We start from the raw sequence: 22,628 nt of genomic DNA, 5'->3' as shown, positions 1-22,628 counted from the left end.
CTATTTTTCATTAAGTGAACTATCTCTTAATCCTAAAGCTTTTAACATTGTTTGGAACTTAGCTGATGTTTCTGCTAACTCATCTTCTGGTTTTGACTCAGCAACAACTCCAGCTCCTGCATATAAACGAAGTGTATTTTCTTGTACTTCAGCACAACGAATTGTAACAATCCATTCTCCATCTCCATTTAAATCGCTCCATCCTAGCATTCCTGTAAAGAACTCGCGGTCAAATGGCTCAATATACTGTATAGCCTCTCTTGCCTTTTCCATCGGAGTTCCGCAAACTGCTGGCGTAGGATGAAGGGCAATTGCTAATTGTAAAGAAGAAGTATTTGGATCCTTAAGTTCACCTTTCACTTCTGTAGACAAATGCCACATCGCTTCACTATGAATAACTGATGGCTTTTCTGGAACATGTAATGTATGACAATACGGACGAAGTGCAGCGGCAACCGCTTCAACTACTACCGCATGTTCATGTAAATCTTTTGGAGAAGAAAGTAATTCCTCTGCTCTTCTTTCATCTTCTACTGGGTCCTCACTACGTGGCCTCGAACCAGCTAACGGGTTAGAAATAACTTGCATACCATTACGTGAAACAAGTAATTCAGGGCTTGCTCCAATTAGCGTCTTACTGTTCTCTTTTTCACCTTTCGGTAAATTCACAGCAAATGTATAACCATGCTTATTATGCTCTGCTAATTCTCGCAGAAGTTTTTGCTTATCAATCTTTTCGGAAGATTTAACATCTAACGATCTAGATAGAACGATTTTCTTCAAATCACCGTCCTGTATTTTTTTAATTCCTTGCTTCACACCATTCATATAAACTTCAGGTTCTGGTACTGGCGTCATTTCAAATGTTACGTTCTCATTTGTTTCAAGCTGATTGGTTGTATCCAATTGTAAACGCTCAGAAATTCTACTATATTCTGGTACGATAAGTTGGACTTCTTTTCTACGATCAAATGGCAAAGCACCCATAACAATAGGATTTGGATTTCCAGCTTGTTTCGCATTACTTAATGTCGCTTGCACAAGCTCTGGGAAACTTTCAATTTCACGATGCTTTACTGTAGTAAACTCTCCTTCTGCTAATATCGTTCGAGTTGGTGAAGCAAAAAAGAACGAAGATTCAGTCTTATAATCTTCTAAAAGTTTTTCTGACAATTCCTTTACAGCTGTATGTTCACTCATAATATAATAACCTCCTGATTTTTTATTAAACTCCTAACGTAGCACCGCCATCGACACATAAATTGTGCATTGTAATATGACTTGCTCTATCTGAAGCTAAAAATAACACTGCTTCAGCAACTTCTGAAGGTTGTGCAATTTTTTGTAATGGAATTCCGAGTCTATATGTATTTTGAGAACCAGCAATTATATTTTTAGCTCCATTCTCATCAGCCCATAGTAATCTTTGCATCTCAGTTTCAGTAGAACCTGGAGAAACTAAGTTGCAGCGTATATTGTATGCTGCAAGCTCTAATCCTAAACACTTCATAAACATCGTTGTTGCAGCCTTTGACGCAGCATACGCAGCCATCTCCATTCTCGGCGTATTTGCCGCATTTGAACCGACTGTAACAATTGCCCCTGATTTTCTTAACATCATATTTTTACTTACCGCTCGGGACATATTGAAAACCCCTGTAGTATTTACAGAGAATGTTTTATTCCAATCTTCATCACTTAACGAATGAATTGCTCCCATACGTAAAACCCCTGCAACGTTTACTAAAATATCTATTGGCGCTATTTCATTTGCAATATGATTTACAATGTCTTCAACAGCAGTGCTATCACTCACATCTAAACGAAACGTTTTCATACGTGTTTTATTTAATTCATTTTGATTTAAGAGTACATTTAACCCCTCTTCATTTTGATCAACCGCAATAACTGTGGCTCCTCTTTCTAAAAACATTTTGGCAACGACACTGCCTATGCCTTGTGCTGCACCTGTTACTAAAACTGTTTTCCCATCAAATTCCCCTAAGTTCATTTTCTCTATCCTTTCACATAAACATTAATTTCATTAAGTAACACCAATAATAATGATATTGATTTTCATTATCATCAGCGTTGTAAAAAATAATACACTTACTAAACTAATTGGTCAAGTGCGCATTACTTTAAAATCTATTTTATTGATAATGTTTTTCATTTACTATCTTACACCGAAATGATAATGTTTCTCAATAAACTTGTCAATCTTTTTTTATTTTTCAGATAAAGTATTTTAATGTTTCTTAATAAAATCATATGTAAACGCATTAAAAGTACTTATATTATAAATAAAATTCAAACTCCTCTTTTTAAAATTGAAGAAGATAAACTAGAGCTACGTTCATTAACAACGCTTTATGAAAAACTCAAGTATATATTTTCTCAATATTTTTCTGAAAACAAATCTTGCAAATACTAATGAATGTCTTCTTTATTATTTAAGATTTGATATATATTTCGAATGCGATGTATTAATTTATTATATTCCAATATAATCCAAATAAGTACTTCACTCACTTTTACATCTATAAAAATCCAAAAAGTAATTTAACCTTGTTAAAATAACTCATAAAAAAAGCATCCTAATTAATAGAATAGGATGCTTTTTCGTAATCATAGTGTTATAGAAGATTTATATACTTATGCTACGCTGCGATACTCTTCTTCTTGTTCTTTTTTATGTTTAGGTGCTTGAATTAAAATTGCGATAATGAATGACACGACACATAATACACCAATCACCATGAATGTTGGTTTGAATCCACCCAGAAGTGCACCGATAAAGGAACCTGCAAGCGCCCCAAATCCAAATCCTTGATACACAATTCCATAGTTCTTACTATGGTTTTTCATACCGAAGAAATCACCAACAATAGCTGGGAAAATAGTGATATTTCCACCAAAGCAAAACGCTACACTTGCTACACATACGAAGTAAATACCATAATTTAAATCTACAAAACTTAGAACTAAAACTGAACTCGCCATAACAACAAAAGTACCAGTAACGATTTTTAAACGACCAATTTTATCCGATAACGGTCCTAAAATAATACGACCTAATGTATTAAAGATTGCAACCATAGCCACCGCATTAGCTGCTGTTGCTGCGCTAAGTCCCACAAGTTGAACACCAATGTCTTTTACCATACCAATTAAGTATAAGCCACTCATACATGATGTAAATAACATTATAAATAATAAGTATACTTGTTTTGTGCCTAACATTTCTTTCGTTGTGTATTCCTTAGTTTTTGTTTCATGAACTGCTCCTTGATCTGCGGCTTGATGGATTAAACAAGCACCAATTACAATCATAGCTGTAACAATTAAACCCCAGTATATAAATGCTTGCGATACACCAACTGATTCAATCAACTGTGCATTAACATATTTAAAAATTAAGCTACCTGAACCATATGCAGAGACAGAAATACCAGCAATTAAACCTTTACGCTCCGGAAACCACTTTATTAAATTTGATAGTGAAGTGATATATGCTGTACCATCTGCATAACCTACAACAACTCCTGCTAGTACATAAAGCAATATTAATGAGGACGCTTGTGAACTAAGTATTAATCCTAGTCCTAATGCTAATCCAGCTATCATAATAAGTTTACGAAGTCCCCATTTTTCTTGCAATTTACTCGCAAATAAAGTTGAAAATGCTAAAGAAAGACTAGTAATTGAGAAAGTTATCGCAACAGCGTTAAGACTCCAACCATATTTACTAACTAAAGGCTGATTGAATAAACTCCATGTATATATCGTTCCAAGCCCCATCTGTACTATAACTGTGCCAAGAACAACAAACCATGGATTAACAGTTGATTTTTTCATACCTTTCCGCCTCCTCTTTCTATTTCAATGCTATTCGCTAAATTTACTTTTTTTATGTTCATTTTGGTCACCTCTTTTGATTTAACACCTTCATTGTATAAGATGTTTCCGCCTATGTAAGCACTTACAAGATAGAGCGTCAAAAACATGGAATCAGTTACAGAAAACGAAGGACGAAATACAAAAAACTACTGATTAAATACATAAGTAGCTTTTATAATGTTTAGCTTCAATACAACTTACAACTGTTTTATCATCTTCTTTTATAAAAATTATGTCTCATGTTATACAATTGCTAAATTAAAATTTCCCTTTACAAGTAGAAAAAATTTTTATACTTCGATGTACCTTATTTTTTATAAAATCACAAATTTTTTTCCAATAAATAAAACTAAATATTCACTAATATATCTATCCGTGGTTTAATATATATAATAAAAAATATTTCTGTCTTTAAGGAGGTACTATGAAAGCAAACGTAGGGGATACTATACTTTTTCAACGAAACAATTTAAAGATTACAGGATCTGTACTAAAACTTTATACTGAATCGGTCTTAGTTGAAATTACAAATGTAAGCGGTGGTACTTTTGAATTTGATCGAACAATTGTAAATCATAAAAACTATAAAGTTTTAAATACAAATACATAAAACAACACAAAATAGCCCCTGCTCAACAGCAGGGGCCATTTTATATAAAAATATTTCACTAGTTTATATACCCTAAAACATTAACAATCTTACTCGCTTTTAAATTGTTAATATGATAATAAATTTCTAAACCTCTTCTCTCTGCTCGTAACACTTTACCCTTCATTTTTGATAAATGTTGTGAAACAGTAGATTGCGGAATATTCAGTAACTCTGTTAATTGTGTTACATTACAAGTTTTTCTCGTACTTAATTCATTTACAATTTGCAGGCGGATTGGATGCGCCATAATTTTTAAAATATCTACATCTTCTTCTGAAACTAAAGTTTTTCTCATTTCACTCGTATATGTTGTCATAAGACATTCCCCTTTTATATGAATTCCATATTCATAAGATCTATTTCCAAATTTTTTAAAACCCTTAATTAAAACTTTCATATAGAAATAAAAGGATTTTAAATTTTTGAAAACAGAACTTACATTCACTTTATTTATTTATTTGGTACATATACATAATACAATGTTAATATGTGCTCTATGTGAAGTTCGCATAAATTTGTGATGAAGATTTATTTAGCCACTCGCATCCTACTCATCTAATTACCCACTGCATAAAATCATCAGTTATTTTAACACATTTTAGGCGTTTGTATATACTATTTATAAAACAACTTTTATAAAGGGGAATTCATATGCCTACAGCGTTACAAGAAGAAGTCGAAGAAGCACGGGAAACATATGTCAGTCGTATCATCTTAGTTGGAGGATCCGCTTTATTTTTAGTAGGCGGAGTTATCTCGGCAATTTCAGCCTTTAAAACTTATAATCGTTTAGAGAATACGCCGCCTTCTACAGATAATTCATAGATATTTTATAAAATAAAACGTCGTCTCCAATGAAGAGACGACGTTTTATTATTCATACATATGACACTAAAAGTATCGGTAGGTTCCCTACTCCATTTTCTAGGCTTACTTCACCACAAACCTAGTCTGACTACACCCATCCTTCTGCTTCGTTACTTCTAATACAGCCGGCATTGCGTTTTTCAGCTCTTGTACGTGTGAAATGACACCGATAAATCGGCCTGATTTTTGTAAGTCAATTAAGGCATCTACTGCTTTCGTTAATGATTCTTCATCTAATGAACCGAACCCTTCATCGATGAACATCGTTTCGATGGAAATACCACCTTCATATGCTTGAATTACATCTGCCATTCCTAGCGCTAAGCAAAGTGATGCGTTAAATTTCTCTCCGCCAGATAATGTTTTTACATCACGTGTTTGGCCAGTGTATGCATCGTACACATCTAATCCTAATCCACTTTGACGGTTTCTTTTTTCAACTCGCTCACTTCGTTTTAAATAAAATTGTCCATTTGATAATTTACGTAGTCGTTCGTTTGCGATTTGAACAATTTGTTCTAAATACTCAATTAGGATGTAACGTTCAAATGATATACGACTTTCGTTATCACCTTTCATTACTTCATATAGATCAACAAGTTCTTGGAAAGCTTTCTCTTCATCGTGAATTTGTTCGTCAATACGTCTAATGTTTTCATGTAAATCAGAAATATATGTTACCGCATTTTGCGCACGTTGACGTTTTTCTTTAATTATATCGAGATTAATTTCTAGTTCTTTTATGTGTTCACCTAAAGATGTAATATCCATATACTCTTTATCTTTTAATTCTGAGTTTAACTCTTCAATTTGTTTTGCAAGCACTTCGAGAGATGAATAATAACCTTGAATTTCTTTTTGTAACATCTCCATCTGGGCATCGCTTAATTTGGCTTCTTTATACGTGAATTGATCTGTAAACCCGCTTTGTTCTAGCTCTTTCATAAAGCGTGCGAAAGTTTCTTCTTTCTTCAATTTTGCACTTTCAAATTGATTAGAAGCACCTTTCTGTTCAGCTTGAATACGTATATTTTCATTTTGCCAATGCTGATACGCTTCCTGCACTTTCTTCCATTCGTCCTCCATTAACCTAAGTTCCTGCATAGCTTGGTCCAACTGTGCTTTCCAAGCTTGTACTGTTTGTAAGTTTTCTGGAATATTTCGTTTATCATGTTCATATGACGTACGAAGTTGCATGCACTCCATTTCTGTACGGTGCTGCATTGTTTCTACTTCCCGTTTTTGTTTCTGAAGTTCTTCTATTTTTTCTTCTACGCTTTTCATGTTCACAGCAATCTGCTTACGTGTTTCTTCACTTGCTTTTAACGTATTCACGTTTGCTGCTAATTGTTTTCCTTTTTGAACAAGTGCACTATATGTTTCAGCTAATTTTTCCGAGTTGTAGCCGCGCTTCACAACTTCTTCTATCACTTGTTCATATTGTAGTCGATAAAAATTCCATTTCTCCTCTACTTGCACATTTAATTTTTCAGCAATGTTCTTCTTATCTCTTAAATCGTTTAACTCTTTTTCATCGATCGCATTACTTTGCTCTGTAGCTTTTTGTGGGTGATTCGTACTACCACATACCGGACAAGATTCACCATCATGTAAATGAAGAGCTAGTATACCAGCTTGTTCACTTAACCAGCGGCGCTCCATGTTTTCATACGCACGAACTGCCACTTGCATTTTATTATTTGCCGCTTCTTTTTCTTGCTCAAATTTTTGTTTTTCTTGCCAAACATCATATGCTTGCTTTAAAACTTTTGCATCTTCTCGCATATTGGTTAGTTCTTCTACTTTAGCTACATATTGCTCAAGTGCTTGTTCTAATTGCTGCAATTCATCAGACATTCCCTGTTTTTGACTTGTATGCTCTTCTAGTTGTTGATCCAACTTTTGCATACTTTCTTTTAATTTCCCTATTTGAATTTCGGCATTTTGTAAATTCAGCTTTCTCTCAGCTAATGATTCAATGATCGCTTGTAACTCTTCTAATCTTTGAACAAGTTTTTTAGCCTCTTCTCGTTCAAGTTCTTTATTCTTTACTACTTCATACTTCTCCTGAGCAAGCTCAAAACTATTCATTATCTGTTCTTGTTTGACGATTATCTGTTTTAACAAACTTTCAGCTTTCTGCTCATTTTGCATCGCTTCTTCATACCATTGTTCAAATGGTAATAAGCGTTTTGCTTGTTCCGCACGTTTAAAGGATTTTTCTTTCCCTTCAATTGCTGCACGGTTCTCTTGTAAAGTGTTATATTTCTCATTCTTTTGTTGTAAATCTATAAATTTCTCATTTACAGATTTTGCTGCATGAAAACGTGTTTCTGCATCCTTTAATTGCTTCGTTTGAACATCTTGTTCTACTTGTAATTGCTCAACCTCTGCCTTATACACGGTTGTTTCTTGTTCTAACGCTTCTACTACTTGATGCGTATTTACATGTTCTTGTGCCACTAATGTCTCTAATAATGCTCCATCACGGATTGGTAATTTAAAAACATTACGGAAATAGAGCTCTCTCTCTTTTTGTTTTTCTTGCAAGACGTCTTTCCATTGTTTTCTCTTTTGATCAAGTAACTCACGCATTAATTTATAACGATCCGTTTTAAAAATACGACGTAAAATCTCTTCTTTGTTTTCCGTCTCAGATGTTAATAGTTTTCGGAATTCCCCTTGGGGTAACATAACAATTTGGCTAAATTGATGTTTACTTAACCCAATTAAATCTTCCATTTTTTTGTTTACGTCTGTTACATGAAAACGATCGACGGCTGGAACGTTTTCTCCATCAATAACTTCATATAATTCTACTGCATGTCCTGTAATAGTCTTATTCCCTTGTTTTTTATGTCCAAGTTGTCGTTTTATTTCATAGCGTTTCCCTTTTAACTGAAAGGTTAGTTCAACACTTGTATAAACATTATCATCAGCAAATTGACTTCGAAGCATGCTCGTATCACTACGTTCTTCTCCGCTAGCCTCACCATATAATACATAACAAATCGCATCAAAAATCGTTGTTTTTCCAGCTCCCGTATTCCCAGAAATAGCGAAAATACGATGTTCTCCAAGATCTTCAAAATCGATTACTTCTTTCTGTTTATATGGCCCGAATGCTGTCATAATAAGCTGAATCGGTCTCATCCTCGTTCACCTTCCCGTTCTTGCACTGTTTGTAATACATCTATAAATAGGCGTTCTTTCTCTTCTGATAAATCTAACCCTTTCATTTCTTTATAGAAAGCCTTTAAAAGACATAAATCATCCGTTTTATGTCTTGAAACAGTTACTTCATTTGTATCTGTGAGTTCTCGCCGTTGCATCGCTCTTTCAACGTGCATTGCATTTGGATATACAGATCGTATTTTCTCCATTGGCTGTAAGACAGGATTTTCGTCTAATAATTTTACAAATACGTAATCTTCACTTACTGGGTGCTGTAATAATTCATCTATTTTCGCTTCTACTGTTCGCATTTTACGACGTGGTAAAAGTAACCTTTTTTCAATTGCTACTTCACCGGTTTCATTCATTTCTACAATGTAATAACCTTTTTTATGTTTCTCTTCAGAAATAGAATAGGCAAGTGGTGAACCAGAATATCGAATCGTCTCATTACGTACAAAATGCGCTTGATGTAAATGTCCAAGCGCTGTGTAATGAAACTTATCAAAATAATGACTATTTACATATTCAGCACCACCAATTGAAAGTGGTCGTTCTGCATCACTTGTATTCTCCTCCGCTTCTCCTAAAGAAGTTATAAATGCATGTCCAACAAATACATGTCTAGCTTCTTTATCCATCGTTTCAGAGAGCTCATTCATAAAAATGCGCATCGCATCATCATGAGAACGTACGTCTTCATTTTTCAACACGTGTCTAACTATGCTTGGGTCTGCATACGGTATTAGATGGAAGTGAACCTCTCCATATTCATCATTTAGTACGACAGGTTCATACGGGAATTGAAATTGACCTACAATATGTAATCCCTGTTTTTTCATTAAACCACTTCCAAAATGGATACGATCCGGACTATCATGATTACCAGCTACTGCAATAACTGGTGTTTGTAATTCAATAACTATTTTTTGCAGCACATCATTTAATAAGTCTACTGCTTCTGTAGGTGGAATTGCTCGGTCATATAAATCCCCTGCAATAATTACGGCATCTGGTTTTTCTTCTTCAACCGCCTGTACAAACTGATCTAATACAATCTTTTGGTCTTCAGTCATATACACGCCATGAACAAGCTTACCTAAATGCCAATCCGCTGTATGAAATAACTTCATATTTTTCTACTCCTTTTAATTTACTGATTTTAGTGAAACGAGTTGATAGTTTATTGTAGTTTTTCCGTTCTCCCACTCTAGCTTCAATATCGTTGCACTTCCAATTCTTTCTTCATTTGATTTATATAAAGGCAATATTTCTTGAATTGTAAATAAGTGATAACCATCCAATATTAATTGAAATATATTTTCTTCAATATGTAATCTTACTTCTTTTTCATTTGAAATAATTTTTGTGTGCATCTCAAATTTCATGATAGATACAACCCCTTTTTATAATCTCTACATTTTAATAGTATAGTGGCTATGCAAGATTGACAAGTACATACACAGCAAAGTACACACTTTTCTATTGTTATATGTTTTATGTATTTTATATAAAATACGGTATGTGAAATTTTATATTTTCCCCAAAATAAAAATGTCTATTGTGACATCTTTATTTTTGTATAAAGTCTTTCATTACATAATATAGAACGGTAATTAAAACGATTGCGACGAAAAATGAGAACACTGCGACAATGTACCCATCTTTATTTAATAAAATACAGAATGAAATAGATATTATAAAAATCGGAAATACGAGACGTACTTTATCCTTCACTTCTTCTGTCGTATCTGTATGATGAAAATACTGCGTTATTCCTATCATTAAAAAAGACAAAATAATAACCGACAATAGTAAAGGTCCTGGCATTCCGATTTCTCCTTTCTCTATTTCTAATTCAGTGTAAAGTTTTTTATTACAATTGTACGATTCATTTTTTCTTCAAACACTCTTTTTAGAATTGATAATGAACAATTCACACCTATATAATAGCGCTTTTATTATTATAACTTCAAATAATTACACTTACAGTAATGTTGTAATATTCCCCCTTAGTCTCTGAAATCCTGCAAAGATAACTCGTCAAAATATGCGGTGACCAAATTAATATTTACCGTCAACTTTTGACAAAATTTATAAAGGACATTTCAGTACATATCAAGAATTAAGAATAAGAAGATATGTAAGGGAGGATGCATTATGACTGAACACGTTTTATTTTCTATTAGTGAAAACGGCGTTGCAACAATTACTTTAAACCGTCCAAAAGCACTTAATTCTTTATCTTATGACATGTTACAACCTATCGGACAAAAACTTAAAGAGTGGGAACACGATGAGCGTATTGCACTTATCGTGTTAAAAGGTGCTGGCACAAAAGGTTTTTGTGCAGGCGGCGACATTAAAACTCTTTATGCAGCGCGTTCCAATGAAGTGGCATTGCAACATGCAGAACGTTTTTTTGAAGAAGAGTATGAAATTGATACATATATTTATCAATATACAAAACCGATTATTGCTTGTTTAGATGGAATTGTAATGGGCGGTGGTGTCGGTCTTACAAATGGTGCGAAGTATCGCATTGTAACTGAGCGTACGAAATGGGCAATGCCAGAGATGAATATCGGCTTCTTCCCAGACGTCGGAGCTGCATATTTCTTAAATAAAGCACCTGGATATACAGGACGCTTCGTTGCTTTAACAGCATCTATTTTAAAAGCTTCTGACGTATTATTTATTAATGCTGCTGATTACTTTATGACATCTGATTCATTACCAGAGTTTCTTACTGAACTTGAAAGTGTAAATTGGCATAAAGAAGATGATGTACATACTAATTTAAAAGAAGTTATTCGTACATTTGCAACTGCTCCAAACTTAGAAAGCGAGCTGACTCCTTCATTAGAAGCAATCAATTCACATTTTGCTTTCGATACAATTGAAGAAATCATCCATTCATTGGAGAAAGATGAAAGTTCCTTTGCTCTAAAAACAAAAGAAACACTGTTATCAAAATCCCCTATTTCACTAAAAGTAACCTTAAAACAGTTTATTGATGGACAAGATAAATCCGTTGAAGAATGCTTCGCTACGGACCTTATACTTGCTAAAAATTTCATGAGACATGAAGATTTCTTCGAAGGAGTACGCTCCGTTGTCGTTGATAAAGATCAAAATCCGAACTATAAATATAAACAGTTAAGTGACGTTTCAGAAGAAGATGTGAATCGTTTCTTTAACTTACTTAATGCATAAAATGAAACTGTAATGCGTGGGTGTTTTGTTCATCCCCCACCTAACTTCTTTGCTTCAGCTAAATCTTGTGCGGTGGAAATCTTACTACCCGCAAATAGCGGGATAAAATCGAGGCTATATAGTAGTGTAATTACAGCTACTATATAGCCTTTTTATTTAATGATTTTTAATAAGATTTAATTTTATTAAATCCACTTTTGTGCTACACTAATTTTAATCAAATATTCTAAAAATAAAAAGGAGGGACGGCTATGATAGAAAATTATCTTCTTTTCATCATTATGTCTATTTGTCTTATCATTTTACCTGGTCCAGATACAGCAATGGCTACGAAAAATACATTGATTGCCGGTAAAGTCGGTGGAGTAAAAACAGTGTTCGGTACATGTATCGCGCTATTAATTCATACTTTAGCTGCTGTAATTGGTCTTTCTGCACTTATTGTAAAGTCAGCTCTTTTATTTTCTATTTTCAAGTACGTTGGGGCTCTCTATTTAATATATATCGGTATTAAAGCCCTTTTAGCAGTAAGAAATAAAGAAGGCGTAGATACAAATGATATATCTTTAAATAATGAAAACAAACATACTTCTTGCTTTCGCCAAGGATTTCTAACGAATTTATTAAATCCTAAGATAGCAGTCTTCTTTTTAACTTTTTTACCGCAATTTTTAAATCCAAATCATAATACATTTATTCAACTTCTTGTAATGGGCCTTACTTACCTCGTTTTAACCGCCTTTTGGTTTGCGTTTTATATATTTTTAATTGATAAAATTAGTGCTTTTATGAAAAAACCGAAAACGCAACGTTATATTCAAGGGCTAACAGGAATCGTCCTAATTGGATTTGGTGTTAAACTAGCTTTTGAAAAAAGTAATTGATAAAAACGAAAAACACCACTATTAATAGTGGTGTTTTTCATTTCACAACTAATTTGACAGTCTACTCTTTATTAAAACCAGCGCTCAGTTACAACTTTTTTACGTGTATAGAATTGAACGCCATCTGTACCATTTGTACCTAAATCACCAAAGAATGAAGCTTTATTTCCTGCAAATGCGAAGAATGCCATTGGTGCTGGAACATTTACATTTACACCAATCATACCAGCATCGATGTTATCACGGAATGTTTGTGCATGTTTACCATTTGACGTATAAATAACCGCACCATTTGCAAATTTAGATTGATTTGTTAGTTTAATACCTTCTTCTAAATCTTTAACACGTACAATGCTTAATACTGGAGCAAAAATTTCATCTTGCCAAATTTTCATTTCTTGATTCACGCCATCAAAGATTGTCGCACCTACAAAATAACCTTCTCCAACTTCTTCATTAATTTTACGGCCATCTACTAATAAAGTTGCCCCATCTGCTACACCACTACTAATATAGCCTAAAACACGCTCTTTATGAGATTCACGAATTAATGGTCCAACATAGTTATCTTCGTTAAAGCCATCGCCTACTTTTAATTTTTTCGTTTCTGCTACTAATACATCAATGAATTCATCAGCAATTTCATCCACTACTGCTACTACTGAGCATGCCATGCAGCGCTCTCCACTACTTGCAAATGCAGATCCAATTACACCTTGTACTGTTTTCTCAAGATTGCAATCTGGCATTACAATCGCATGGTTTTTTGCACCCGCTAACGCTTGTACACGTTTTCCGTGTTTCGTACCTGTTTCATATACGTAACGAGCTACTGGCTCAGAACCGACGAACGAAACAGCTTGAATATCTTTATTTTCTAAAATGCTATTTACAACATCTTTTCCGCCTTGTACTAAATTTAATACGCCTTTTGGGAAACCTGCTTCATAGAATAATTCTACAAGTCGCTCCGCTAAAAGTGGCGTTCTTTCCGATGTTTTTAATACGAATGTATTACCGCAAGCAATTGCAAGTGGGAACATCCATAACGGAATCATCATTGGGAAGTTAAACGGCGTAATACCAGCAACAACTCCGATTGGGTAGCGCCAAATTGATCCATCAATTCCACTAGCAATATTCGGCAGCGCTTGACCCATCATTAAATTAGGTGCCGATGTTGCAAGTTCCACTGCTTCAATACCACGCTGTACTTCACCTGTTGCATCCGTTAGCGTCTTACCATTCTCTAGCGTAATGATTTTCGCAAGCTCATCTTTGTTTTCTTGTAATAGCTGTAAATATTTATATAAATTTCTTGAACGATTCGGAACTGGTACTTTAGACCACGTTTCAAATGCTGCTTTTGCCGCTTCAACAGCTTTTTCAACATCTTCTTTTGGAGATAGTGGAACGTAAGCGATAATTTTTCCAGTCGCTGGATTTGGAACTGCTTCTACTTCCGTACCTGTCGATTCAACCCACTCACCGTTAATGTGATTTTTTACTCGTTTAATTTCAGTTGTAATCATTGTATTCTCTCCTTTGTATAATTTATTTTTGATTAGAAATTAATTGCTCGCTAACTTTCTTATATAAAGCAGCCATATCGTTTTCACCATATCCAGCTTGACTAGCTTCGTCATATACGTTTAATAACATTTCGCTTACCGGTAAATGGAGTTCGCTTTCCTTAGCTAAGTCAACTGCAAATCCTAAATCTTTCTTCAATAAGTTCACAGTAAATCCTGGCTCGTAGTTTTCAGGTGCTATAAAACTTTTAAAATTACGTTCATAAATTCTACTTTGACCGTAACTTACATTTAAAATATCAAACATTTTATCTAAATCCATATTGTTCTTTTTCGCTAATGTTAAAGCTTCACTCACTCCAGCTGTATAAAAACCAATTAATAAGTTATTAATTAACTTAACAGTTGTACCACTATCAATCTGCTCACTAACGTGGAAAATGTTCGCGCCTAGTACGCCCATGATAGATTCCGTTTTCTCATATACCTCTTTTGATCCACCAACCATAAACGTTAATGTACGGTTTTCGGCTCCGATTACTCCACCACTCACAGGTGCTGCTAAAAAGTCTACTTTCTTTTCCTTTGCAACTTCCTCTAATTGTTTGTTTAACTGCGGCGATACCGTACTTGTATCAATGAAAACTACATTCGAGTGACCATTTTCAAATAATCCTTCTGCTCCAAAATATACCGCTTCAACAGCACGAGGTGAAGGTAAACTTGTAAAAACTACATCACATGTTTCTGCTAGTTTTAAGATTGATAGACCGATAATTCCGCCTTCTTTTTCAAAGGACGCTTCTGCCTCTTTATTTAAGTCCACGCCATATACCGTGTAACCTGATTTAACTAGATTTTTTGACATCGGAAGACCCATGTTACCTAAACCGATAAAACCAATCTTTTTCATATCGCTTTCCTCCTATTTACACAATATATTTCCCACGATTTATAATAGCTTTCGCAATTTCTCTCTTCTTCATAAATACGTTCGTGTATAAAGGTACTAATAATTGACGGATTTCAGCTAAAATCACATGTCTATCTTTTTCTTCTGTGACAGCCGCTGAAAGTACAGAAATCGCCGCTTCTTCTACTTTACGATATCCTTCTTCACAAATAACATCCGTTATTTGTTGCTTCGTACGTTCTTTTTCCTCACCATTTTTACTTACTGCTTTTCTCGTACGTAAAAACGCTGATTCCATGACGTACACGTCCGTCAACATATTTGATATTACACGTGAATATTCTTGTTCTTGGTCGATTTTTAGACTTGGAGTTTTAGAGAGCGTTTTCAAAGATTGTTTCAACAATTTTTTCGCTAATAAAATGTAACGATGGTTTCTTTCGACATTTGCTACATCACTTTCTACTTCAGTATCTTCTAATTGTTCGATTTGCTTCATTAACATTTTGGCAACTGTTAATCTATTAATTTCGTTCGTTCCTTCAAAAATACGACTAATTCTAGCATCACGATACAATCGTTCTACCTCGTACTCTTGCATATAACCGTAACCACCATGAATTTGTACAGCTTCATCTACAATATAAGCAAGTGTTTCAGAAGCATTTACTTTATTTAGTGCACATTCAATTGCAAATTGAGACATTTTTTTCATAAGATCTTCATCGCTCTCATGAATTGCTTCATCAATTACACCTGCTGTACGGTAAGCTGCACTTTCGGCTCCATATGTAGCAATGATCATATTTGCAATTTTCTCTTGAATCATCGTAAAGTCTACTAATTCCGTTTGGAACTGTTTTCGCTCTTTTCCATATTGAACCGACAAACCAATTGCTTGTTTTGCTGTTCCAATATTTCCAAAAGCAAGTTTAAGTCTAGCAAAGTTAAGAATATTAAGAGCTACGTGATGCCCTTTCCCAACTTCCCCTAAAACATTTTCAACAGGGATGACAACATCTTCTAAAATAAGAGTCGCCGTTGAAGAACCTTTAATACCCATTTTCTTTTCTTCTAACCCAATGGATACACCTTCACATGTTCTTTCGACAATAAATGCTGTCATTCCTTTATTTGTCTTCGCAAAAACAACGTATACATCTGCCATATGAGCATTTGTAATCCATTGCTTCTCACCATTTAACTTCCAAGCTGTTCCCTCTTCATTCAATACTGCGCTCGTTTTTGCACTTAATGCATCCGAACCAGCATTTGGCTCAGTTAAAGCATAAGCCCCAATCCATTCTCCCGATGCGATTTTTGGTAAATATTTTTCTTTCTGTTCTTTCGTTCCGTAATATATGTAAGGCAATGTACCGACACCAGCGTGTATATTAAATGAAACGCTAAATGCACCAGCGTAACCCATTTTCTCTGCTACAAGACCTGAGACAGCCTTTCCTAACTCGAACCCGCCATAATCTTCTGGTACCTCAATGCCTAATAATCCAAGTTCCCCAGCTTTCTCAAATAATTGACGAGAAACTTTATAGTTATGTTGTTCAATATTCTCCATTTGTGGAACAATTTCTTGTTTAACGAATTGTTCTGTCGTTTTTGCGATTAAATCTTCATCACCTGAAAAATCTTCTGGTGTAAAGTAAGTATGATTTATATCTTTATTGAGTGAAAAAAATTCATCCCATGGTAACTTCGTTTTCTCCATATGTATCCCCCTATCATTCGGCTTTCATAGCTTTTTGCTTATGCTCGTCTACGATGAGTGGAATATCTTTTTTTGAAAATAGAAGGCGATGATTTTTCACATCAAGCATTTTATTTTGCCAAAGATGTATTTTCATCGCCTTCACTGCTTTATCTATTGATCTTCTGATAATACTGTTTTTGCAATACCAGTATCTAACTCTTCAAAGTCATGATATGAAATTGTTTCGTATAATTCACTTCTCGTTTGCATATTAGAAAGTGCATCTTTTTGAGAACCTGTTTCTTTAATCAAAGTAAACACATTTTCATACGCTTTCGCTGCAACGCGAAGTGAAGTTACAGGATAAATAACCATTTGAAAGCCCATATTCGCAAATTCCTCTGCACTATAATATGGAGTTTTTCCGAATTCAGTCATATTCGCAAGTAAAGGTGCATTTACCTTACTATTAAATAGACGGAATTCTTCCTCTGATTGAAGCGCTTCAGGGAAAATTGCATCTGCACCGGCTTTTACATATGCATTTGCTCTTTCAATTGCTTCATCTAATCCTTCAACGCCGCGAGCATCAGTACGTGCTACAATGTATAAGCTCGGTGCAACTTCTTTAATTGCTTTAATTTTTTGAACCAATTCTTCTGTAGTAACAAGTTTCTTACCATTTAAATGTCCACATTTTTTTGGTAATTGCTGATCTTCAATTTGGACAGCTGCTACTTTCGCTTCCATCATTTCTACAGCTGTTCTCGCTACATTTAGTACACCACCAAATCCTGTATCAATGTCAACAAGAACAGGTAAGTCTGTAGCTCTTACTAAATCTCTTGCTCTCTCAGCCACTTCAGTAGACGTCACGATACCTAAATCTGGTAACCCTTTACTTGCAGTATAAGCAGCTCCGGATAAATAAAGAGCTGAAAAACCTGTATTTTTTGCAACTAAAGCCGCCATTGCATCATGAGCACCTGGAATTTGCAAAATTTCATTTGCTTCTACTAAAGCTCGGAATCGATTCGCAAGCTCCTCTTGTGTTGACTGCTTTTTCACAACCCAAGCCATTCTAAATTCCCCCTATTATTAAATTAAGAATAGATCTACAAATTCGTTTACATTCATATTTTCTAGTTTTTCTTCATTTAAACAAACTTCATGAATTTGTTCTTGTTGCTTACTAGAATAATGACCTGCCATATTTGCAGTGAACTTTTGAACAACTTTTGGGATTGCTTCGTCTCTACGGAAACGGTGACCAAGTGGATATTCACATTCCACATTTTCTGTTACTGTGCCATCTTTAAAGTGAACTTGAACAGCGTTGGCGATTGAGCGCTTGTTCGGGTCAAGGTAATCTAAACTGTACTGTTTGTTTTCAACAACAACCATCTTATTACGTAATTCATCTACACGTGGATCGTTTGCTACTGCATCTTCATAATCGTCTGCAACGATATCTCCTTTTAATAAACCAATTGCCGTAATGTATTGTAAGCAATGATCACGATCAGCTGGGTTATTTAATGGACCTTCTTTATCAATAATACGAATTGCTGATTCATGAGTTGTAATTGTAATACGGTCAATTTCATCTAATCTCTCTTTAATTTCCGGATGCAACTTCACTGCACATTCTGCAGCCGTTTGTGCATGGAATTCTGCTGGATATGACACTTTAAATAATACATTTTCCATTACATATGACTCTAGTGGTCTTGCTAATTTTAATTCCTGTTTATTGAATAATACATCTTGGAATCCCCATCCTGGTGCAGATAGGGCCGTTGGATAACCCATTTCACCTTTTAGAGCAGTCATTGCAAGATGAACACCGCGGCTCGTTGCGTCACCTGCAGCCCATGATTTACGTGAGCCCGTATTTGGAGCATGACGATATGTACGAAGACTAGAATTATCAATCCACGCATGTGATAATGCATTAAAGATTTCTTCACGTGTTCCGCCAAGCATTTTCGCAACTACTGCAGTTGTTGCTACTTTTACATATAATACATGGTCAAGACCAACTCTGTTTAAGCTGTTTTCTAAAGCGAGCACGCCTTGAATCTCATGTGCTTTAATCATCATTTCTAATACTTCACGTACTTTTAAAGCTTCTTTTCCTTCTGAAATACGAACACGGCTAATATAATCTGCAACCGCTAAAATTCCGCCTAGGTTATCAGATGGATGTCCCCACTCTGCTGCAAGCCAAGTATCGTTATAGTCTAACCAACGGATCATACATCCGATATTAAATGCACCTTTTACTGGATCTAGTACATAAGACGTACCTGGTACACGTGTACCATTTGGCACGATTGTTCCTGGCACAACTGGTCCTAGTAATTTCGTACATTCTGGATATTGCAGTGCTAAAATTCCACATCCAAGTGTATCAAGTAATACGTAACGAGCTGTACTGAATGCTTCTGCACTAGTAACCTCTTTATTTAATACATAATCGGTAATCTCTTCTAATAATGCATCTTTTTGCTTAATTTCATTTGTTTTAATCATGCTATCCTTCCCTTTCTGTCGAAAATTCGTTATTATTAATGATGGGTGTCGGTCAAACACCCATCTGGCGGGCGGCGCTAACAACTCCCCAGTTGTTCTTATTTACTAAGTACATGTCGCTCGCCAATATAATTTACACGTGGACGGAACAAACGATTATTTGCATGTTGCTCAATAACGTGCGCACATAACCCCACTGTTCTAGAGCTAAAGAAGATTGGTGTATAAAGTTGAATTGGAATACCTAGCATCCAATATACTGGAGCTGCATAATAATCAAGATTTGGATAAATTCCTTTTTCTTTTTCCATAATCTTTTCTCCAGCTTCACACATTTCATATAGTGTATAATCACCTTTTACATCACATAACTGTTTTAAAGCTTCCTTCATCATAAGTGCTCTTGGATCCATCTTCTTCATATAAACACGGTGTCCAAAGCCCATAATTTTTTCTTTGTTATATAGTTTCTTCTGTAATAACTCTTCAAATTTCTCAACATTACCAGCTTCTAAAAGCATGTACATAACCGCTTCATTTGCACCGCCATGTAAACTTCCTTTTAAAGATGCAACTGCACCTGTTAAAGCACCGTATAAATCTGATTGTGTTGATGCAATAACGCGAGCTGTAAATGTAGAGTTTGGCATTTCATGCTCACTATATAAAACAAGGGAACGATCAAAGATCTTTTCCTCAAGTTCAGTTGGTTTTTTACCAGTTAACATATAGAAGAAATTCGCACTATAAGATAATTCTTTAAGAGGTTCAATTGGCTCCTCATTATTTAAAATATGATAGCTATTCGCTACAATGTTTGGCACTTTACTTAACAGCTTGTACCCTCGGCTTTTATTCACTTCTAACGAGCGGTTTTCGATATCATTATCGTAACCAGCTAACGCTGACACACCTGTACGTAATCCATCCATGGGATGCGTCTCTTTAGGCAATGCCTTTAGTACGTTGAATACACCTTCTGGTACTGCATATTCTTCTTTTAGTTTCTTTTCAAGTGTTGCTTTTTCATCTTCATTCGGTAGGTGTTCCTCCAATAAAAGGTGCACAATGTCTAAATACTCTTTTGTTTTTGAGAGTTCGATTAAGTCATACCCTTGAATTACAATTTCACCTTTTACTGTGTCAAGAAACGAAATTTTCGTCTCCGCTGCCACTATACCATCTAATCCCGGGGAAAATTTTTCTTCAGCTTTCATCATTATTTCCTCCAATCCTAATAGATCTTCGTGCACATAACTGTAAGCCTTTACAATATTGTGAAACTACATTTCTACTTCAATGTATCAGAGTTTTTAGAAGATTTCAATTTATTTTATAATGATAAGTTTCCTACACTTTTCTTACTGTAACAATACAATTTTTTGAAAATAATTCTTATGTTTTATAAAGAAAGAATAGACTTCTTTGCGTATTTTAAAAAACAAGATATAAAGATTTTTCATATAACACCGCCAAATATACAATTATTCTAATTTTATTTGAGAAATAAAAAAAACGAGCTATACATAAATACAGCTCGTTACTATATGATATTTATTTCACTATCTCTTAAATATAATTTTTATATAAAACTTATTCATTTTTAATAAAGTTATTATTTTACATAATTAAATTGAATTTCTTCCATTTCCTCATGATAACTTACAAATAAATCATAGTTTTGAAAATACCAAAGATCATCACAATCTACAAAAAATATAATACCTTCCTTCTCAACTGACACTATTTCTCCATCTGGTTTCTCAGCAACAACCCCTAAAGAATATCCGGGCTGAATTGAACTATCCCCTCCGTACCTTACAGTAACACGTACAGATTCACCGTGCTTTATACGTAATTCTTCCTGGAACCATTGCAGAGCTTTACGATCAATTGAAATTTCCAGCTTTATTCCTCCAGTTTATACAAACTCTTTTTTTCCTAATCGTTGTTTTACAAAGAAGACGAAAATAATTAAGGCTATCAATGCTGAAATTGCACTCCCTGAAAATAAAATACGATAACCAAACATTTGTGAAACAACTCCAAGTACAATAGCACCTAACCCGATTCCTAAATCAAACGCTGTAAAAAATGAAGCATTTGCAACTCCTCTTTTACTCGGATCGACAATTGTAAGCATTGCCGCTTGCAAAGCTGGCTGCGCTGAACCAAATCCAATACCGTATAATGTTGCTGCGATAATTACACCTATCAAACCATTTGAAATAGTTAAAACAACTATAGCTAAAATAGTAATACATAATGCTGGGAGTATGATGAATACTTCTCCACACTTATCTAATAGTTTCCCTGAAATTGGTCTTACAATTGTTAATGCAATTGCATATACAAGAAAGAAAGTTCCCGGATTTACATGAATTGATGATGCAAATAACGGTAAAAAGGTTGTTATTCCTCCATATGCAAACGATAAAAAGAATACTACAATCGTGATTGTTAATACGGATTTCTCAAATAGCTGAATTTTTCCTTTTTCTTTTTGTAGCGTAAATGGCATCTTCGTTATTAGTGATAATACGACTGCCATAAAAGATAACAACGTCGCTAATAAAAATAGACCATTAAATGAATAATTTTGCACAACCCATAATCCAATCATAGGTCCGATGGCCATTGCAATTGTCATCGCCATCCCGTACCAGCCCATTCCTTCTCCACGGCGTGAATCTGGAATAATATCAGTTATTGCTGTTCCAACAGCTGTTGTAGAAACAGCCCATGTTACTCCGTGAATAACACGTAAAACAGCTAAAAGGACAATAGTCGATGCTATATTATAGGAATACATCGTTAATCCAAAAAAGATAAGTCCGAAAATAATAAAGGATCTTCTACCATATTGATCTAGCATTCCTCCAATAATCGGTCGTATTACTACAGCAGCTATCGTAAACATCCCCATCATGAGTCCAACTTGCGATTCATTGCCACCTATCTCTTTAATAAAGAGCGGTAGCGTTGGAACAAGTAAATAAAATCCTGTAAATAAAAATAACATTGCGAAAGTCATTTTAATAAATGATTTCGTCCATAATCGTTCCATAAAAATACCTCCATACACTCGTAAAATATTACGATTAACAACCTCATTGTACATTTTATTGATCTCTTTTCCCTCCGCAAATAGACGTATCTTTTCATATTAAATAGTCCACCATCAGCTTACATTAGTCTTAAGACTTTGTACGCATGTTTTAAACGAAAGTCCTATATATGTACCTTT

Annotated in this window: 21 protein-coding genes; 4 read left to right on the top strand and 17 right to left on the bottom strand. The window is 34.7% G+C overall.

Translation table 11 applies throughout. The features are described from left to right. The 3 genes from dhbC to BCG9842_RS11055 all read right to left on the bottom strand — a co-directional run bounded on the left by dhbC (position 1) and on the right by BCG9842_RS11055 (position 3,858). Positions 1–1,200, bottom strand: coding sequence for an isochorismate synthase DhbC (gene dhbC, locus BCG9842_RS11065; RefSeq protein WP_001289295.1), 1,200 nt, complete (start codon positions 1,198–1,200; stop codon positions 1–3). Between the two features lie 25 nt (positions 1,201–1,225). After that, the gene (gene dhbA / locus BCG9842_RS11060) at positions 1,226–2,011 is read right to left on the bottom strand and encodes a 2,3-dihydro-2,3-dihydroxybenzoate dehydrogenase (protein WP_001048427.1); all 786 of its coding nucleotides are present in this window, start codon (positions 2,009–2,011) and stop codon (positions 1,226–1,228) included. Positions 2,012–2,655: 644 nt separating this feature from the next. Next, positions 2,656–3,858 (bottom strand): L-lactate MFS transporter, encoded by a 1,203-nt coding sequence (locus BCG9842_RS11055; protein ID WP_000750108.1) that lies wholly within the window; start codon positions 3,856–3,858, stop codon positions 2,656–2,658. 466 nt (positions 3,859–4,324) lie between these two features. On the opposite strand from BCG9842_RS11055, the gene BCG9842_RS11050 reads away from it, so the two are divergent. Then, entirely contained in the window at positions 4,325–4,510 is a 186-nt protein-coding gene (locus BCG9842_RS11050; RefSeq protein WP_000646793.1) for a YkvS family protein, read from the top strand. Between the two features lie 58 nt (positions 4,511–4,568). On the opposite strand, the gene BCG9842_RS11045 is transcribed toward BCG9842_RS11050, so the two are convergent. Next, positions 4,569–4,868 carry an ArsR/SmtB family transcription factor gene (locus BCG9842_RS11045; RefSeq protein ID WP_000214801.1) on the bottom strand — a complete coding sequence of 100 codons (300 nt, stop codon included), beginning with the start codon at positions 4,866–4,868 and terminating at the stop codon, positions 4,569–4,571. Between the two features lie 335 nt (positions 4,869–5,203). Between BCG9842_RS11045 and BCG9842_RS31295 the strand changes: the two genes are divergently transcribed. Then, the gene (locus tag BCG9842_RS31295; RefSeq protein WP_001141667.1) at positions 5,204–5,377 is read left to right on the top strand and encodes a hypothetical protein; all 174 of its coding nucleotides are present in this window, start codon (positions 5,204–5,206) and stop codon (positions 5,375–5,377) included. 105 nt (positions 5,378–5,482) lie between these two features. Here the strand turns inward: BCG9842_RS31295 and BCG9842_RS11035 are convergent, their stop codons facing one another. The 4 genes from BCG9842_RS11035 to BCG9842_RS11020 form a co-directional block, all read right to left on the bottom strand. Beyond that, positions 5,483–8,572 (bottom strand): AAA family ATPase, encoded by a 3,090-nt coding sequence (locus tag BCG9842_RS11035; RefSeq protein ID WP_001247458.1) that lies wholly within the window; start codon positions 8,570–8,572, stop codon positions 5,483–5,485. Beyond that, on the bottom strand, positions 8,569–9,726 hold the full coding sequence (locus BCG9842_RS11030; RefSeq protein ID WP_000765154.1) for an exonuclease SbcCD subunit D: 1,158 nt from the start codon (positions 9,724–9,726) through the stop codon (positions 8,569–8,571). The genes BCG9842_RS11035 and BCG9842_RS11030 overlap by 4 nt, the downstream gene beginning before the upstream one ends. 15 nt (positions 9,727–9,741) lie before the next feature. After that, positions 9,742–9,981, bottom strand: coding sequence for a DUF2584 family protein (locus BCG9842_RS11025; RefSeq protein WP_000667344.1), 240 nt, complete (start codon positions 9,979–9,981; stop codon positions 9,742–9,744). Positions 9,982–10,165: 184 nt separating this feature from the next. Next, the gene (locus BCG9842_RS11020; protein ID WP_001119404.1) at positions 10,166–10,423 is read right to left on the bottom strand and encodes a hypothetical protein; all 258 of its coding nucleotides are present in this window, start codon (positions 10,421–10,423) and stop codon (positions 10,166–10,168) included. A 330-nt stretch (positions 10,424–10,753) separates the two neighbouring features. Here BCG9842_RS11020 and BCG9842_RS11015 point away from each other — a divergent pair, with 330 nt between their 5' ends. Next, a complete protein-coding gene (locus BCG9842_RS11015; RefSeq protein ID WP_000134893.1) occupies positions 10,754–11,809 on the top strand; it encodes an enoyl-CoA hydratase/isomerase family protein in 1,056 nt (351 codons plus the stop codon). A 251-nt stretch (positions 11,810–12,060) separates the two neighbouring features. Beyond that, positions 12,061–12,693 carry a LysE family translocator gene (locus BCG9842_RS11010; protein ID WP_000572346.1) on the top strand — a complete coding sequence of 211 codons (633 nt, stop codon included), beginning with the start codon at positions 12,061–12,063 and terminating at the stop codon, positions 12,691–12,693. 71 nt (positions 12,694–12,764) lie between these two features. Here BCG9842_RS11010 and BCG9842_RS11005 read toward each other — a convergent pair whose 3' ends face one another. The 9 genes from BCG9842_RS11005 to BCG9842_RS10970 all read right to left on the bottom strand — a co-directional run bounded on the left by BCG9842_RS11005 (position 12,765) and on the right by BCG9842_RS10970 (position 22,448). After that, entirely contained in the window at positions 12,765–14,225 is a 1,461-nt protein-coding gene (locus BCG9842_RS11005) for a CoA-acylating methylmalonate-semialdehyde dehydrogenase (RefSeq protein WP_000633340.1), read from the bottom strand. 22 nt (positions 14,226–14,247) lie between these two features. Next, positions 14,248–15,138, bottom strand: a complete 891-nt coding sequence (locus BCG9842_RS11000) for an NAD(P)-dependent oxidoreductase (protein WP_000719404.1) — start codon at positions 15,136–15,138, stop codon at positions 14,248–14,250. Between the two features lie 16 nt (positions 15,139–15,154). After that, positions 15,155–16,864, bottom strand: coding sequence for an acyl-CoA dehydrogenase family protein (locus BCG9842_RS10995; protein WP_000416004.1), 1,710 nt, complete (start codon positions 16,862–16,864; stop codon positions 15,155–15,157). Positions 16,865–16,877: 13 nt separating this feature from the next. Next, positions 16,878–17,000 (bottom strand): hypothetical protein, encoded by a 123-nt coding sequence (locus BCG9842_RS31795; protein WP_000690878.1) that lies wholly within the window; start codon positions 16,998–17,000, stop codon positions 16,878–16,880. A 17-nt stretch (positions 17,001–17,017) separates the two neighbouring features. Then, the gene (gene prpB, locus BCG9842_RS10990; RefSeq protein ID WP_000312638.1) at positions 17,018–17,926 is read right to left on the bottom strand and encodes a methylisocitrate lyase; all 909 of its coding nucleotides are present in this window, start codon (positions 17,924–17,926) and stop codon (positions 17,018–17,020) included. Positions 17,927–17,944: 18 nt separating this feature from the next. Beyond that, entirely contained in the window at positions 17,945–19,381 is a 1,437-nt protein-coding gene (gene prpD / locus BCG9842_RS10985; protein ID WP_000598123.1) for a 2-methylcitrate dehydratase, read from the bottom strand. 98 nt (positions 19,382–19,479) lie between these two features. Next, the gene (gene mmgD / locus BCG9842_RS10980; RefSeq protein ID WP_001987369.1) at positions 19,480–20,601 is read right to left on the bottom strand and encodes a citrate synthase; all 1,122 of its coding nucleotides are present in this window, start codon (positions 20,599–20,601) and stop codon (positions 19,480–19,482) included. 395 nt (positions 20,602–20,996) lie between these two features. Beyond that, entirely contained in the window at positions 20,997–21,287 is a 291-nt protein-coding gene (locus BCG9842_RS10975) for a HesB/YadR/YfhF family protein (RefSeq protein ID WP_025989028.1), read from the bottom strand. Positions 21,288–21,302: 15 nt separating this feature from the next. Then, positions 21,303–22,448, bottom strand: coding sequence for an MFS transporter (locus BCG9842_RS10970; protein WP_000440639.1), 1,146 nt, complete (start codon positions 22,446–22,448; stop codon positions 21,303–21,305). Positions 22,449–22,628 lie beyond the last annotated feature (180 nt).

It is taken from the genome of Bacillus cereus G9842, from assembly GCF_000021305.1.
Taxonomy (GTDB): domain Bacteria; phylum Bacillota; class Bacilli; order Bacillales; family Bacillaceae_G; genus Bacillus_A; species Bacillus_A thuringiensis_S.
This window is presented reverse-complemented; position numbering and strand designations above follow the sequence as displayed.